A 12,681-nucleotide genomic window follows, 5' to 3' on the forward strand; every position below is an offset into this window, starting at 1 on the left:
AGAACGAGAAAATTATGTTTAAACCGGAACTCCTTTCCCCGGCGGGAACGCTGAAAAATATGCGTTATGCTTTCGCGTATGGCGCAGATGCCGTCTATGCGGGCCAACCGCGTTACTCTCTGCGCGTGCGCAACAACGAATTCAATCACGAGAACCTGCAGCTCGGCATTAATGAAGCCCATGAGCTTGGTAAAAAATTCTACGTGGTGGTCAATATCGCGCCGCATAACGCAAAGCTGAAAACCTTCATTCGCGATCTCAAACCGGTAGTGGAAATGGGGCCCGATGCGCTGATCATGTCCGATCCGGGTCTTATCATGCTGGTGCGTGAAAACTTCCCGGATATGCCGATTCATCTCTCTGTTCAGGCCAACGCGGTAAACTGGGCAACGGTTAAGTTCTGGCATCAGATGGGGCTGAGCCGTGTGATTCTCTCACGTGAACTGTCGCTGGAAGAGATTGAAGAGATCCGCCAGCAGGTACCCGATATGGAGATTGAGATCTTCGTTCACGGCGCATTGTGTATGGCCTACTCCGGCCGCTGCCTGCTCTCCGGTTATATCAACAAGCGCGACCCGAACCAGGGAACCTGCACCAACGCCTGCCGTTGGGAGTATAAGGTGCAGGAAGGGAAAGAAGATGTGGTGGGCAACATCGTTCATAAATACGAACCGATTCCGGTGCAAAACGTTGAGCCGACGCTGGGTATCGGCGCACCAACCGATAAAGTTTTCATGATTGAAGAAGCCCAGCGTCCGGGTGAATACATGACCGCGTTCGAAGATGAGCACGGCACCTACATCATGAACTCGAAAGATCTGCGAGCAATTGCCCACGTCGAACGTCTGACTCAAATGGGCGTACACTCGCTGAAGATTGAAGGCCGTACTAAATCCTTTTACTACTGCGCGCGCACCGCTCAGGTCTATCGAAAAGCCATTGATGATGCTGCCGCAGGTAAACCCTTTGATACCAGCCTGCTCGAAACACTGGAAGGTCTGGCGCATCGCGGTTACACCGAGGGCTTTTTGCGTCGTCATACCCACGACGATTACCAGAATTACGAATACGGCTACTCAGTATCCGAACGTCAGCAATTCGTTGGGGAATTCACCGGTGAGCGTAAGGGCCTCCTTGCCGCCGTCGCCGTGAAAAACAAATTCTCGCTCGGCGACAGCCTGGAGCTGATGACCCCGCAGGGCAATGTGAATTTCACCCTGGAACAGATGAATAACGCCAAAGGCGAGCCGATGCCCGTTGCGCCTGGTGACGGTTACACCGTCTGGATCCCGGTACCGCAGGATATGAATCTGGATTATGCGTTGTTAATGCGCAATTTTTCAGGTGAATCGACGCGTAATCCCCACGGTAAGTAGTTAATCCGGGTTATTTTTTACAATGGGATGATTCTTAGAAATTGATCACATACCGCTTCGTTTAATGAGGGTATTATCCATCCTGCTGAAAAACATAACCCATAAATGCTAGCTGTACCAGGAACCACCTCCTTAGCCTGCGTAATCTCCCTTACGCAGGCTTATTTTTTCCTGTAATCCACTGAAATAAATGGATTTGTTTCAGGTCACGTCCACATATTGACCACATCGAATAAAAGAAACCACGCAATATCGGGGGCTCTTTTTTCACATCAAGAGCTGTTGTTGCCTTGCCCAGGTCGGGTGAGGTAAAACCAGAACTACTTAGACCGGCTTCACAATGAAGTGCTCGACCGTCTTGGTCGTGACGAACGTGCAGCTACAATTAATATTTGTGTACTGGTGATAACGCTCCTTTGTCGTATCGGTAATCAGCTTGTGGGTGCAGGATGGTCATCAGAGAAAATGGCAGGCAGCACAAACGTGGTATCAACTCACAAACCTGCTCGTCAACGGAAGGAACCCACCAGATGCGTGAACGCCTGGCACGGGAGAAGCCAGTCGGTGACAATCCCACCGGACTGCACACGGCAGCGACCCGCATCAAGATCAGTCTCGATGATGACGCCAGTGCAGATCGGTGCGGATCAGATAGTGCAGCAGGCGGGCCATATCTTGCATTTTTTTCAATGTGTTCATGAAAAAGAGAATGCAATTGATGGGGATCGATAGCCAACCCATTAGTTGGTCAGAGAGTTAGTACAACATGATATGAAACCATCGAAAAAATAATGCAATATCCCAATAGATTAAATTGAGGTCCAGGGATGAGAGTCTGTAAATGTTAATGGGGGGAATAATAGCATCATGTGTTAAGCTTTAATAAAGTTGACTGCGACAGAAATTTGTCAAAGTTTTTAAAAGATATCATCTAACTGCCATGTTGCCAGATAATGTATTCCGTCAATTCAAGACTTGCCATCAGTGCCTGTGATGACAAATCCATAGAAAAATGAAGTATCTCGCCCTATATATTACTTTCTATTTCTATTGACTTGAGATAGTAATTGAGACAGGGAAGGGAATTTTCTTCTAAGATTTTTTAGCTCATCATTTGAGAATGTTATATCTGGTAATGGGTCAGTGTAGTCTTCATTCCATTCAATAAACTTGTGAATGGCATAGATTGATGATTCTGCGATAGGCTCACGATCAAAAATATTCCATGAGTTGAATTTTTCAACCCCATCGCAGTAGTAACTCCATGCAAAATCTTTGATCAGATTTCTAAACTTAGATCTCCAATATTCTTTTTCCTCAAGAAATGATTCTTTGTGTGAGTCCATAATGATCTTATTGCCTAATCGTTCAGCTATTCCAATGAGTCTGGCTGCTGTCAACCATGTCATTCTGTCATTTGGTGGAGCTTCCTGTCCATTTTTAGGCTCAAAAGTTTCAAATGCGCGCTTCAAATACTCTTTGGCATCCTTAAAATAGTCCTCAGACATATGACGTCTTAAATTATAAATCAGCGTGGTAAGGGTTGCCATTGCTGCTAACAGAGCCACAAAACCAACGTAATGATCGCCTTCGGCATTTATGAATAATCTGACTAAGAAGAAAGCAAAAAAAGCAAGGCAAAATAAACAAAAAAAGTAAAAAATGATATTTATAAATGAAAAGGGCCTTAGCCATCGCACCATCTTTTTAAATTTTTCATAAAACTGGCTATCAACAAAATCATCCGCCATATTTTCAAATAACTCACGCATATTAGCTATGTCTCTCCGTTAAGTTCTCTAAGGATGATATCGGCAATCATTCTAGTATCTTTACTATTAAAGTCCATTGATGAAGGAAATGAAACCCGATCTACCGGCAGGACAGGCAACGCATACATTACGTCACAGCTTCGCCACCCATTTCATGATCAACGGGGGAGCATCATCACCTGCAACGAATCCTGGGTCATTTGCGAATTGTGCAGACAATGATCTATGCGCACTTTGCCCCGGAATACTTGCAGGGCACGATCTCACACAATCCTTTGAGGGGTGGCCTTGAGGCCCAGAGTGTCCACCGACGGGTCACTAAATATGGCTTTCAATGGTCTTATGTGCCTCACAAACCCGCATTGCACCATTGAAAGCCAGTACCGACAAGGGGCGTACACGCCCTTTTGGATAAATATTCATTTTTCAGCCTGTTCTGACCCCTCTTTTCCCGTTCTGCTATACACTTTCTTCTTATCTGACAAAAACATAAAGGCATAGAAGGATGGCTAATTTCCCCGCCAGCTTACTGATTCTGAATGGCAAAAGTACCGATAACCAACCCCTGCGCGATGCCATCACGCTTTTGCGCGATGAGGGGATGGAGATTCACGTGCGTGTCACCTGGGAAAAAGGCGATGCCCGACGCTACGTTGATGAGGCGCGCCAGCTTGGCGTTGCGACGATCATTGCGGGGGGTGGTGACGGTACCATTAACGAAGTCTCCGCAGCGCTGATTCTGTGCCAGGGGGAGTCTGTTCCAGCTCTCGGCATTCTGCCGCTCGGCACCGCTAATGATTTCGCCACCAGCGCAGGTATTCCGCAGGAGCTGGATAAGGCTCTGAAGCTTGCCATTGCCGGAAACGCCGTTGAGATTGATATGGCTCAGGTCAACGATAAAACCTGCTTTATCAATATGGCAACGGGGGGTTTTGGAACACGGATCACCACCGAAACGCCTGAAAAACTGAAAGCTGCCCTGGGCGGCGTCTCCTATTTGATCCACGGATTAATGCGGATGGACACCCTGAAACCTGACCGCTGTGAAATCCGCGGCGAGAACTTTCACTGGCAAGGTGATGCGCTGGTGATTGGCATTGGGAATGGGCGCCAGGCCGGAGGAGGTCAGCAGCTCTGCCCGGAGGCGTTGATCAATGATGGATTGCTGCAATTACGCATTTTTACCGGCGAAGAACTTCTGCCCGCGCTGTTTTCCAGCCTGAAACCGCAGGAGGAAAACCCCAATATTATCGACGGGGCTTCATCATGGTTTGATATTCAGGCTCCACATGAGATCACCTTCAATCTGGACGGGGAGCCGCTAAGCGGACAGTCATTTCATATCGAGATCCTGCCCGCCGCGCTGCGCTGTCGGTTACCCCCGGACTGCCCGCTGCTGCGTTAATCCCCTCGTCATACTATTCATCCCGCTCTCCCGCGCGCTTTCGCGGGAGTCACGCAGATTGCCGCGAATTAAACGACAATTAACTGGATATGCGTATTTATTAACGACGCTTTATCCCGCTCGCTAATCGCGTCATCCGTAATAACGCAATCAATCTTCTCTATTGGCAGAACCTGGTTGTACCCGCGACGGTTAAATTTGGTCGAATCCAGAACCGCAACAACGTTATTCGCGGCGCAAACCATAGCGCCGCTGATGGAATACCCTTCGTTGAACGTGGTTATACCATTAACCGCATCAATACCATCAGCGCCAACAAACATGATATCGGCATTAATATCCTGCAAAGAGCGTTCAGCAATAGCCCCATGCATGGAACGCGTTTTATGGCGTACCGTTCCGCCACACACAACCAGGGTAATATCTTTATTTTCTGATAACGCAAAGGCCGCGGGCAGACTATTCGTAATAACGGTGATATTTTTTGCCGTCATTAACTCTTCAGCAATTAGCATCGTTGTACTGCCGCTGTCGAGAATGATGGTCATCCCTTCATTGATCATTTTTAACGCGGCCTGGGCAATTCTGTTTTTTGGCGCACTGGCTAACTGAAACCGCTCCTTAAACCCGATCTCCTGCATTTCCGTCTCGACATTGCCGGTCGTTATTTTTGCGGCCCCGCCGTGAAAGCGCGTCACTACCCCTTTTTTTTCAAGAAAGCGCAAATCGGCGCGGATCGTCGCTTCAGAGGTGGAGTAAATGTTCGAAAGATCCTGAACCAGCACCGTGCCCTGTTCGTTCACCTGCTGAATAATCTTGTTCCTTCGTTCGAATGAATTCATTGTGATTTACCCATTTTCAATTGCGCATAGTGTAAACGAAGGGAGGCTAATGGTGAATGATGAATGGTTTGTTTTGGCTACCCTGAAGAGTTCGGGTCACAAGATAGCCAACGCACCCACAACCTGAACGATGACGAGTGCAGGGCCGGCGTGATACCGGCCCGAACCGTTACGGAATAAGGAGTACCTTGCCTGGCATCGGATTGTGCGCGATCTCCTGTATCTCCTGCACAAAACTTTCAAACCCACCCTGATGAGCGATCAGCGGCTCAAGGTTTAACCGACGCCCGGCCAGTAATTGCGTCGCCGTCTCCCACTCCACGCCCGGCCAGGGCTGAGAGTAGTTCATCCAGCTACCGATGAGGGTTAACTCTTTACGCAGGATTTTACCAAACGTGGTCGGACTCAGATTCAGATCCTGATGTAACGTGCCCACCAGCGCCAGTTGCGCATGAGGTCCCGCCAGTTCGACGGCAAGCGATACCGTTTGCGGCACGCCGGCCGTTTCCAGAATCAGCTGATCGAAACGTATTTCATGCAATCCCGCCTGGATCTCACTGACGGCCTGTTCCCGGGAATTCCAGGTGTGCGTTGCGCCCAGTGACTTCGCCAGCGTGAGCTTTTCGGGATTGATATCAATCGCCGTCACGCTTCGCGCCCCCAACGCCGCGGCACATTGCACAGCCAGCAGACCGATGGTTCCGGCCCCGACAATAATCACGTTTTTATCCTTACAGCCCTGCGCGAGGTGAAAGGCATGTAATCCCACGGTGATGGGCTCAATAAAAGCGCCCTCTTCAATCGGCATATCAGGGGGCAGGACAAATAAATTTTTGCGATTAACCACGATATATTCAGCAAATCCGCCATCCCGCCGTGAGCCGATAAAATCATATTTCACGCAAAGTGAGTAAAAACCTTTCTGGCATTCAGAACATTCAAAACAGGGTAATAGCGGAACGCAGGCAACGGCATCACCAGCGTGTAAATCTGTCACACCCGCCCCCAGTTTTTCGACAGTCCCGCTGAATTCGTGCCCCAGCGTTATGGGATAATAATGAGCCCCGTTTTTAAATAAGCGCGGGAGATCGGAACCACAGACTCCTGAGCTGGCGATTTTAACCAGCACATCATCCTCGTGGTTAATTTCAGGCATGGGCCGTTCTTCAAGGCGAACGATGCCGTCAGTATCATTAACAACTGATTTCATTGACAACTCCTGAGATATTAAGGGGGAGACTTTCCCCCTTATTTAACGATTATTTTGCGGTAGTCATTTTCTCTTGCGCAATAAAGCCACGGGCACGCCGCCAGGTCATCAGAATTCCGACCAGATAAATTGCGCCGATGATGATAAAGCCGGGAATATTTTGCGGTGAAAATATCTGAATTAATAACCAGGTTACCGGAGAGCCGCCCTGATCCAGCGATGCGACCATCCCCCCGGCTTTCAGCGTACCGGCATTTGCCGCCAGTTGTGTATGCAGGCCGATGGTTTGCGTTGCAATCCACAGCGTCATGCTCATGATGATAATGCCCGATATCAACGTACGGAACAGATTGCCCCGATGCACACCGACCGCCATTGCGACAAAGAAACCGATGGTCGCCAGATCGCCAAAGGGCAATACCTGGTTACCCGGCACGCAGACCGCAATCAGAATGGTCAAGGGAATAAAAATCAGGCTGGCAGAAACAACGGCGGTATGGCCCAGCAGCAGGGCCGGATCGAGACCAATTAAGAACTCCTGGCCGCCAAATTTCGCCTGCAAGCGGCTTCGCGCCTGTTTAGCAATCGGCGTCAGTCCATCCATTATCGGTTTAATCACGCGAGGCATAAGCAGCATCACCGCTGCCGTTTTAACCGCCAGTTGCAAAACGCCCTTAGCGTCATACCCTGCAAGAACCCCGATGATCAGCCCCATCACAAAACCCACGGTAACAGGTTCACCGAACGGACCAAACTTACGCTGGATATCATCGGCGCTGAACTTAATCCGGTTAACGCCGGGTATTTTTTCGATAATGGCATCCACCAGCACGGCTATCGGGCCAAGATATGCCGAGCTACCGTGCGGAATGGCAATACCATCAAGTTCAAAATAATCCCGCGTATCGCGGGCAAACCAGTCACCCAGCTTGTATACAAAGGCGGCATGAATAACGACACCGAGAATACCCACCAAATAAGAGCCGGTAGCAAGATGGAGCATTGCGCCGGTGAAGGTCATATGCCAGATATTCCAGATATCGACATTAACCACTCGCGTCATGCGGGTCACGAGCATGAGAATATTCACACCAATTGCCACAGGTATGGCGATCAGGGCAATCTGCGACGCCCAGGTCATCGGCGAAGAGCCAGGCCAACCGATATCCACAACATGAAGATTAAGGTCAAAATTTTCCGCCATCGCCTTTGCTGCCGGGCCGATGGAGTCCAGCATCAGGCCAATAACCAGCCCAATCCCCACAAACCCAATCCCGATATGCAGCCCGGATTTAAAACAGTCCCCGATTTTCATTCCCAACAGTTTTGAGAAAATGATGATCACGATTGGCAACATGACCGTTGGGCCGAGATCGAGGATATAGCGCATTACGTCCGAAAACATAGCTCACCCCTGTAAGATATCCAGAATTTTATTCTGTAATGCTTCTATGCCCACACCAGAAATAAATGGCATCCCGTGTACTAATGGAATATCGCCAAACGCGCGATCAACCCTTGCGGTAGTACAAATGAGATGAGCGCCATCCATATAGGTTTCAATTTCATTTACCCGACACTGGATAAGATCAATATCAATACCGTGGGCACGACATAACTCTTTTATCTCTTCTGCGGCCATCGTCGAAGTGGCAACCGCCCCGCCGCAGGCAACTATTATTTTGCGTTTCATGGAAATTCCTTTTTATACTTTAAATAATTCAGGTTGCGGTAAGGCGGCAACGCAGGGTGAGGCCCGGATTACAAAGAGAATGCGTCCGCAATCTGAAGTATGACGAGTAGATATATTTCGTCCTTCAGTCCTCACCTGCTGCCCTGATGCTTCCTGAATAATTTTGTGTATATATTGAAGGTAGATGTTCTATTTATCAGTAAGTAAAACATTGTCTCTGAAGTACGTCAGTAATTCTTTTTCTGGTAATGTAATCAGGGTTTCAACCACCTCCGTTTGTTGTAGTTTGCCAAACAAACATCGTAATAATGTTAATTGTTCCGTCGGATTTTCAACAATGAGTGCGATAATTAAAGAGACTGCGACTTCATTGTCATCATCCGCCTGTTGAAAGTAGACCGGTGTCTCTGTCCTTATCAGATAAATAGCCGGTGACCTGGCGTGAATCGCTTCACAATGAGGGATCGCAACCGCATAGTTATCCAGCATAATACCGGTTGGATAACGCGCTTCCCGCGCAATAAGCGCAGCAGGATACGTTTCATGTACGACGTTCATTTTCAGCATTTCATCGCCAATATGCGTTAATACCGCCGTACGATCGGCAAAGGTTATTCCGGTACGAATAAATAAATGAGTCATAAGCATCTCGATTATACTCGTCATACTTCAAGTTGCTGGTCGCGTTTCAGCGCAGCCTTGTTTTAGTCAAGCGTACATCCATAACGATAAGCACGTAATACGTCATAAATCTTGTCGGTAATCAGTGCATGAGGCGTCTTCTGTAACTCTCCCGCCAGAACACGTTCAAATTGTTTAGGCAGATATTGGCTAAGCATCCCCAGGGGGATATCAACGTCATTCAGCCGGGTAATCATCGTATCCATACACTGCTTAATGCGACTATGCGGCCAGTAATAACGAATGCGATCCGAAAGGCTGTAATGAATATCGCGTAACGATTCGCTGAACAGCGGATGATAATATTTTTTCCAGTACTGAGGCTCATTCAACATCACTTCATCAATTACCTCCAGACTGCCGCTGCGGTGTTCCGGGGCAATAAGCTCATTTTCAATTTTCGCCAGTGCAAAAATCGCTTCGCGTAAAGCGAACGTTAGCGCAGGTCCTGTTTTCAGAATGGCAAAATGATCGCGAACTAATGACCGGTAGGCGTCTCGCGTTTGATAATCCGTTGAATGCGCTTCGAATACCATTTTTGTCCCTTCGATCCAGGCAGAAAGTTCAAGGGCGGCCTGTGGGACATAATGGATAACCTTGCTGTGATCAAACTCCACGCCAGGCTGTACAACAATGGCAATGACCCGGGATAACGCCTCAGCTAACCCGGCTGCGATAAACGCTTTCTGATGCGTACGCAATGTATTTGCCGCATCTTCCGCACGGGTGACATGAACGGCGTCAATTGAACTGGACTCACCGCCGGGTACCGGCACTTCGGTACCAATGATGTAAGTGAGTTGCTCCCGGTGCGCGTTTGTCGCGACCTCCTCTGCCGCTTTGCACAGTATGGCGGCACGTTGCGCAACGGTTTCAGGAGCCAGCGGAACCGGGTCGCCCAGACAAGACATCGAAGCATCCAGATGAATTTTGCAAAAACCCGCGGCCACATACGCTTTCACCAGATCGACAGACTTTTCCATCGCCGACTCAGCGCCTTCATTTTGCCAGCAGTTAGGGCCAAGATGATCGCCCCCAAGAATTATCCGTTCACGCGCAAAACCCACTTTATCCGCAATCGCGTAGACAAAATCGCGAAAATCCGCAGGCGTCATCCCGGTATAGCCGCCAAACTGGTTTACCTGGTTGGAAGTTGCTTCAATGAGCACGTTGCGGGAACTGACAAGATCAAATGTCAGCGCAGCTTCGATCACCAGGGGATGGGCTGAACACACGGAGCAGATCCCAATGTGCTCACCCGCTTTATGACGCGCAATAAGTTCTTTCATCATTTTTTCCTTGTTAAATTAAACAGAGACTCTAAATAATCCGCGTTGCGGGACAACGCGACGACGTCGTTTTAAACGGCGCTTACGCCTTCCCCTCGCAGCCGCAATCTGCAATAACTTTTTCCACCACCGCCGTCATGGCCTGTTTGGCGGGTTGCAGATAGTCCCTGGGATCGGTGGCCTGCGGGTTATCCTGTAAATAACCTTTCAGAGAGGACGAAAACGCGTTTTTTAATTCCGTGGCAACATTGACCTTGCAGATCCCTGAATCAACCGCTTTACGAATGGCTTCTGATGACAACCCCGAAGCGCCATGCAGTACCAGCGGCACGCTAACCCGCTCGCGAATCGCATCAAGGCGACCAAAATCAAGCGCCGGTGCTGCCGCATACATTCCATGAGCAGTGCCAATCGCCACGGCCAGCGAATCAATGCCGGTCGCCAGCGCAAAGTCGCCGGCCTGTGAAGGCGATGTGTATAAAGCCTCCCCGCTGTCGACGTACAGATCGTCCTCCTGCCCTCCAAGCTGACCGAGCTCAGCTTCAACGCTGACGTCATAGCAATGGCAAAACGCCACGACCTTTTTCACGATCGCCACGTTGAGCTGATAGGCCAGGGATGACGCATCGATCATGACTGAGCGCACGCCCTGGCAAACCTTCTGTGCAATATCTTCATGGTCGGTGTGGTGGTCGAGATGAATAGCCAGAGGGTGATGGAAATGCCTTGCCATTGCGGCGGCCAGCGCGACCAGATTTGCGGTTCCGGCATGCCTGAAGGTGCCGGGGGTTCCCGCAATAATAACGGGCGCACGGAGTCGGGCTGCGGTTTCCGCCACCACCTGCATGGTTTCTAAGTTGTGAATATTGAACGCCGGGACGGCATATCTGCCACGCTGTGCTTGCTTAAGCATCTGGTTTGTCGATATCACATACATAAACTTTCATATCCTATCGATTACTTTCGAATTCAAAATATATTGAAAGCATTTGTTTATAAATGTCGTGATTTCGATCATAAAAATGAACATGCGAAAAAAGTGGCGTGCTTCAGAAAGGAAAACGCATGAGCGCAGATGCGGATAAGGGCAAAAAAAACGGCTTCCGTTTCGGGAAGCCGCTGGGGATGGAGAGGAATGCGGTCAGGCGATAGTGACTTTGCTGTCCAGATAGACATCCTGAACGGCATTAATTAATTTCACACCTTCGGACATCGATTTTTTGAAGGCCTTGCGCCCAAGAATCAACCCCATGCCGCCCGCACGCTTGTTGATAACCGCGGTACGCACCGCATCGCTGAGGTCAGTTTCTCCGCCTGCGGCACCTCCCGAGTTGATCAGCCCGGCACGGCCCATGTAGCAGTTGGCTAACTGGTAGCGCACCAGATCGATAGGATTCTCGCTGGTCAGTTTGCTGTACACCCGATCGTCGGTATAACCGAAATTAACCGCTTTGTAGCCGCCGTTATTTTCCGCCATTTTCTGTTTGACAATGTCAGCGCCAATCGTCGCCGCCAGATGGTTAGCCTGCCCGGTCAGATCGGCAGATACGTGGTAATCCACGCCGTCTTTTTTAAACGCCGGATTACGCAGATACGCCCATAATACGGTAACCATCCCCAGTTCGTGCGCCCGCTCAAAAGCAGCGGAGATCTCCTCTATCTGGCGGCGAGACTCTTCCGAGCCAAAATAGATAGTCGCCCCTACCGCCACCGCGCCAAGATTAAACGCCTGTTCGACGCTTGCATACAACGTCTGGTCGAACGTATTGGGATAGCTCAGGGTTTCGTTGTGGTTGAGTTTCATCAGGAAAGGAATGCGGTGCGCGTAGCGACGGGATACTGATGCCAGCACCCCGTAGGTGGAAGCCACACAGTTACAGCCCGCTTCAATGGCCAGTTCGACAATATTCTTCGGATCAAAATAGAGTGGATTTGCCGCAAATGAGGCACCCGCGGAGTGTTCCACCCCCTGATCAACGGGCAGAATGGACAGATAACCTGTTCCCCCCAGACGGCCCGTGTTATACAACGTCTGCATATTACGCAGTACCGTCGGCGGACGGTTATTATCGATCATCACACGATCAACGTAGTCATGTCCGGGAAGGTAGAGCTGGTCAGAAGGAATGGTCATACAACGATGCTGTAAAAGGCTGTCGGCGTCTTTGCCAAGCAACTGCGCAATATCAGTCATAGCTATGCTCCCGTAATTTCCGCTTGAAAACCGGAATGTGAATTGTCCTGACCCGCTTTTGCGGGCAGCAATAAGCCTGGTACCGACCGCCCCTTTTTTCCAGGTTTAGCGCACTTTTCAGCGCTCTCTGCTGGCACGATTCACTGACAAAAAAGTGTTACACCGGTCAAGATTTCACCTTAAAGGTATTTAAAAGGTATTATTAAGTAGTACTGTCGT

General features: G+C 49.4%; 11 protein-coding genes and 3 pseudogenes. 3 read left to right on the forward strand and 11 right to left on the reverse strand.

The window, feature by feature from the left end; all coding sequences use genetic code 11:
• The first annotated feature begins 14 nt into the window (after nucleotides 1-14).
• Nucleotides 15-1,376 carry a prephenate-dependent tRNA uridine(34) hydroxylase TrhP gene (gene trhP, locus C3432_RS02575; RefSeq protein ID WP_103775124.1) on the forward strand — a complete coding sequence of 454 codons (1,362 nt, stop codon included), beginning with the start codon at nucleotides 15-17 and terminating at the stop codon, nucleotides 1,374-1,376.
• Between the two features lie 327 nt (nucleotides 1,377-1,703).
• Here the strand turns inward: trhP and C3432_RS02580 are convergent.
• The 3 genes and pseudogenes from C3432_RS02580 to C3432_RS02590 form a co-directional block, all read right to left on the reverse strand.
• Nucleotides 1,704-1,811, reverse strand: a pseudogene (locus C3432_RS02580) (ogr/Delta-like zinc finger family protein); the annotation flags it as partial.
• A pseudogene (locus tag C3432_RS27905) lies at nucleotides 1,811-2,075 on the reverse strand (phage baseplate assembly protein V); the annotation flags it as partial. The pseudogenes C3432_RS27905 and C3432_RS02580, both read right to left, overlap by 1 nt.
• A 335-nt stretch (nucleotides 2,076-2,410) precedes the next feature.
• Complete coding sequence (locus C3432_RS02590; RefSeq protein WP_103775125.1) at nucleotides 2,411-3,148, reverse strand: hypothetical protein; 738 nt, start codon at nucleotides 3,146-3,148, stop codon at nucleotides 2,411-2,413.
• Nucleotides 3,149-3,227: 79 nt separating this feature from the next.
• On the opposite strand from C3432_RS02590, the pseudogene C3432_RS02595 reads away from it, so the two are divergent.
• Together C3432_RS02595 and yegS are read left to right on the forward strand one after the other, a co-directional pair.
• Nucleotides 3,228-3,522, forward strand: a pseudogene (locus tag C3432_RS02595) (tyrosine-type recombinase/integrase); the annotation flags it as partial.
• Nucleotides 3,523-3,653: 131 nt separating this feature from the next.
• The gene (gene yegS, locus C3432_RS02600; RefSeq protein ID WP_103775126.1) at nucleotides 3,654-4,553 is read left to right on the forward strand and encodes a lipid kinase YegS; all 900 of its coding nucleotides are present in this window, start codon (nucleotides 3,654-3,656) and stop codon (nucleotides 4,551-4,553) included.
• A 68-nt stretch (nucleotides 4,554-4,621) separates the two neighbouring features.
• On the opposite strand, the gene C3432_RS02605 is transcribed toward yegS, so the two are convergent.
• From C3432_RS02605 to fbaB, 8 genes are all read right to left on the reverse strand, one after another.
• A complete protein-coding gene (locus C3432_RS02605; protein ID WP_219816711.1) occupies nucleotides 4,622-5,395 on the reverse strand; it encodes a DeoR/GlpR family DNA-binding transcription regulator in 774 nt (257 codons plus the stop codon).
• A gap of 169 nt (nucleotides 5,396-5,564) precedes the next feature.
• Complete coding sequence (gene gatD, locus C3432_RS02610; protein ID WP_103775128.1) at nucleotides 5,565-6,605, reverse strand: galactitol-1-phosphate 5-dehydrogenase; 1,041 nt, start codon at nucleotides 6,603-6,605, stop codon at nucleotides 5,565-5,567.
• Between the two features lie 49 nt (nucleotides 6,606-6,654).
• Nucleotides 6,655-8,010: a galactitol-specific PTS transporter subunit IIC gene (locus C3432_RS02615; RefSeq protein ID WP_103775129.1), complete on the reverse strand. Its 1,356-nt coding sequence runs from the start codon at nucleotides 8,008-8,010 to the stop codon at nucleotides 6,655-6,657.
• 3 nt (nucleotides 8,011-8,013) lie between these two features.
• The gene (gene gatB / locus C3432_RS02620; protein WP_103775130.1) at nucleotides 8,014-8,298 is read right to left on the reverse strand and encodes a PTS galactitol transporter subunit IIB; all 285 of its coding nucleotides are present in this window, start codon (nucleotides 8,296-8,298) and stop codon (nucleotides 8,014-8,016) included.
• 189 nt (nucleotides 8,299-8,487) lie between these two features.
• Nucleotides 8,488-8,940, reverse strand: a complete 453-nt coding sequence (gene gatA / locus C3432_RS02625) for a PTS galactitol transporter subunit IIA (protein ID WP_103775619.1) — start codon at nucleotides 8,938-8,940, stop codon at nucleotides 8,488-8,490.
• Nucleotides 8,941-9,002: 62 nt separating this feature from the next.
• Nucleotides 9,003-10,268, reverse strand: coding sequence for a tagatose-bisphosphate aldolase subunit GatZ (gene gatZ, locus C3432_RS02630; protein ID WP_103775131.1), 1,266 nt, complete (start codon nucleotides 10,266-10,268; stop codon nucleotides 9,003-9,005).
• An 82-nt stretch (nucleotides 10,269-10,350) separates the two neighbouring features.
• Complete coding sequence (locus C3432_RS02635; RefSeq protein WP_103775132.1) at nucleotides 10,351-11,205, reverse strand: tagatose bisphosphate family class II aldolase; 855 nt, start codon at nucleotides 11,203-11,205, stop codon at nucleotides 10,351-10,353.
• A 204-nt stretch (nucleotides 11,206-11,409) separates the two neighbouring features.
• A complete protein-coding gene (gene fbaB, locus C3432_RS02645; protein WP_103775134.1) occupies nucleotides 11,410-12,462 on the reverse strand; it encodes a class I fructose-bisphosphate aldolase in 1,053 nt (350 codons plus the stop codon).
• Nucleotides 12,463-12,681 lie beyond the last annotated feature (219 nt).

The sequence above is a fragment of the Citrobacter amalonaticus genome (assembly GCF_002918555.1).
Lineage (GTDB): Bacteria > Pseudomonadota > Gammaproteobacteria > Enterobacterales > Enterobacteriaceae > Citrobacter_C > Citrobacter_C amalonaticus_A.

What these genes read in the sequence shown, in the direction of transcription:
- trhP (WP_103775124.1), top strand. Translation starts at nt 15, where the DNA reads ATGTTTAAACCGGAACTCCTTTCCCCGGCGGGAACGCTGAAAAATATG.
- C3432_RS02590 (WP_103775125.1), bottom strand. Translation starts at nt 3,148, where the DNA reads ATGCGTGAGTTATTTGAAAATATGGCGGATGATTTTGTTGATAGCCAG.
- yegS (WP_103775126.1), top strand. Translation starts at nt 3,654, where the DNA reads ATGGCTAATTTCCCCGCCAGCTTACTGATTCTGAATGGCAAAAGTACC.
- C3432_RS02605 (WP_219816711.1), bottom strand. Translation starts at nt 5,395, where the DNA reads ATGAATTCATTCGAACGAAGGAACAAGATTATTCAGCAGGTGAACGAA.
- gatD (WP_103775128.1), bottom strand. Translation starts at nt 6,605, where the DNA reads ATGAAATCAGTTGTTAATGATACTGACGGCATCGTTCGCCTTGAAGAA.
- C3432_RS02615 (WP_103775129.1), bottom strand. Translation starts at nt 8,010, where the DNA reads ATGTTTTCGGACGTAATGCGCTATATCCTCGATCTCGGCCCAACGGTC.
- gatB (WP_103775130.1), bottom strand. Translation starts at nt 8,298, where the DNA reads ATGAAACGCAAAATAATAGTTGCCTGCGGCGGGGCGGTTGCCACTTCG.
- gatA (WP_103775619.1), bottom strand. Translation starts at nt 8,940, where the DNA reads ATGACTCATTTATTTATTCGTACCGGAATAACCTTTGCCGATCGTACG.
- gatZ (WP_103775131.1), bottom strand. Translation starts at nt 10,268, where the DNA reads ATGAAAGAACTTATTGCGCGTCATAAAGCGGGTGAGCACATTGGGATC.
- C3432_RS02635 (WP_103775132.1), bottom strand. Translation starts at nt 11,205, where the DNA reads ATGTATGTGATATCGACAAACCAGATGCTTAAGCAAGCACAGCGTGGC.
- fbaB (WP_103775134.1), bottom strand. Translation starts at nt 12,462, where the DNA reads ATGACTGATATTGCGCAGTTGCTTGGCAAAGACGCCGACAGCCTTTTA.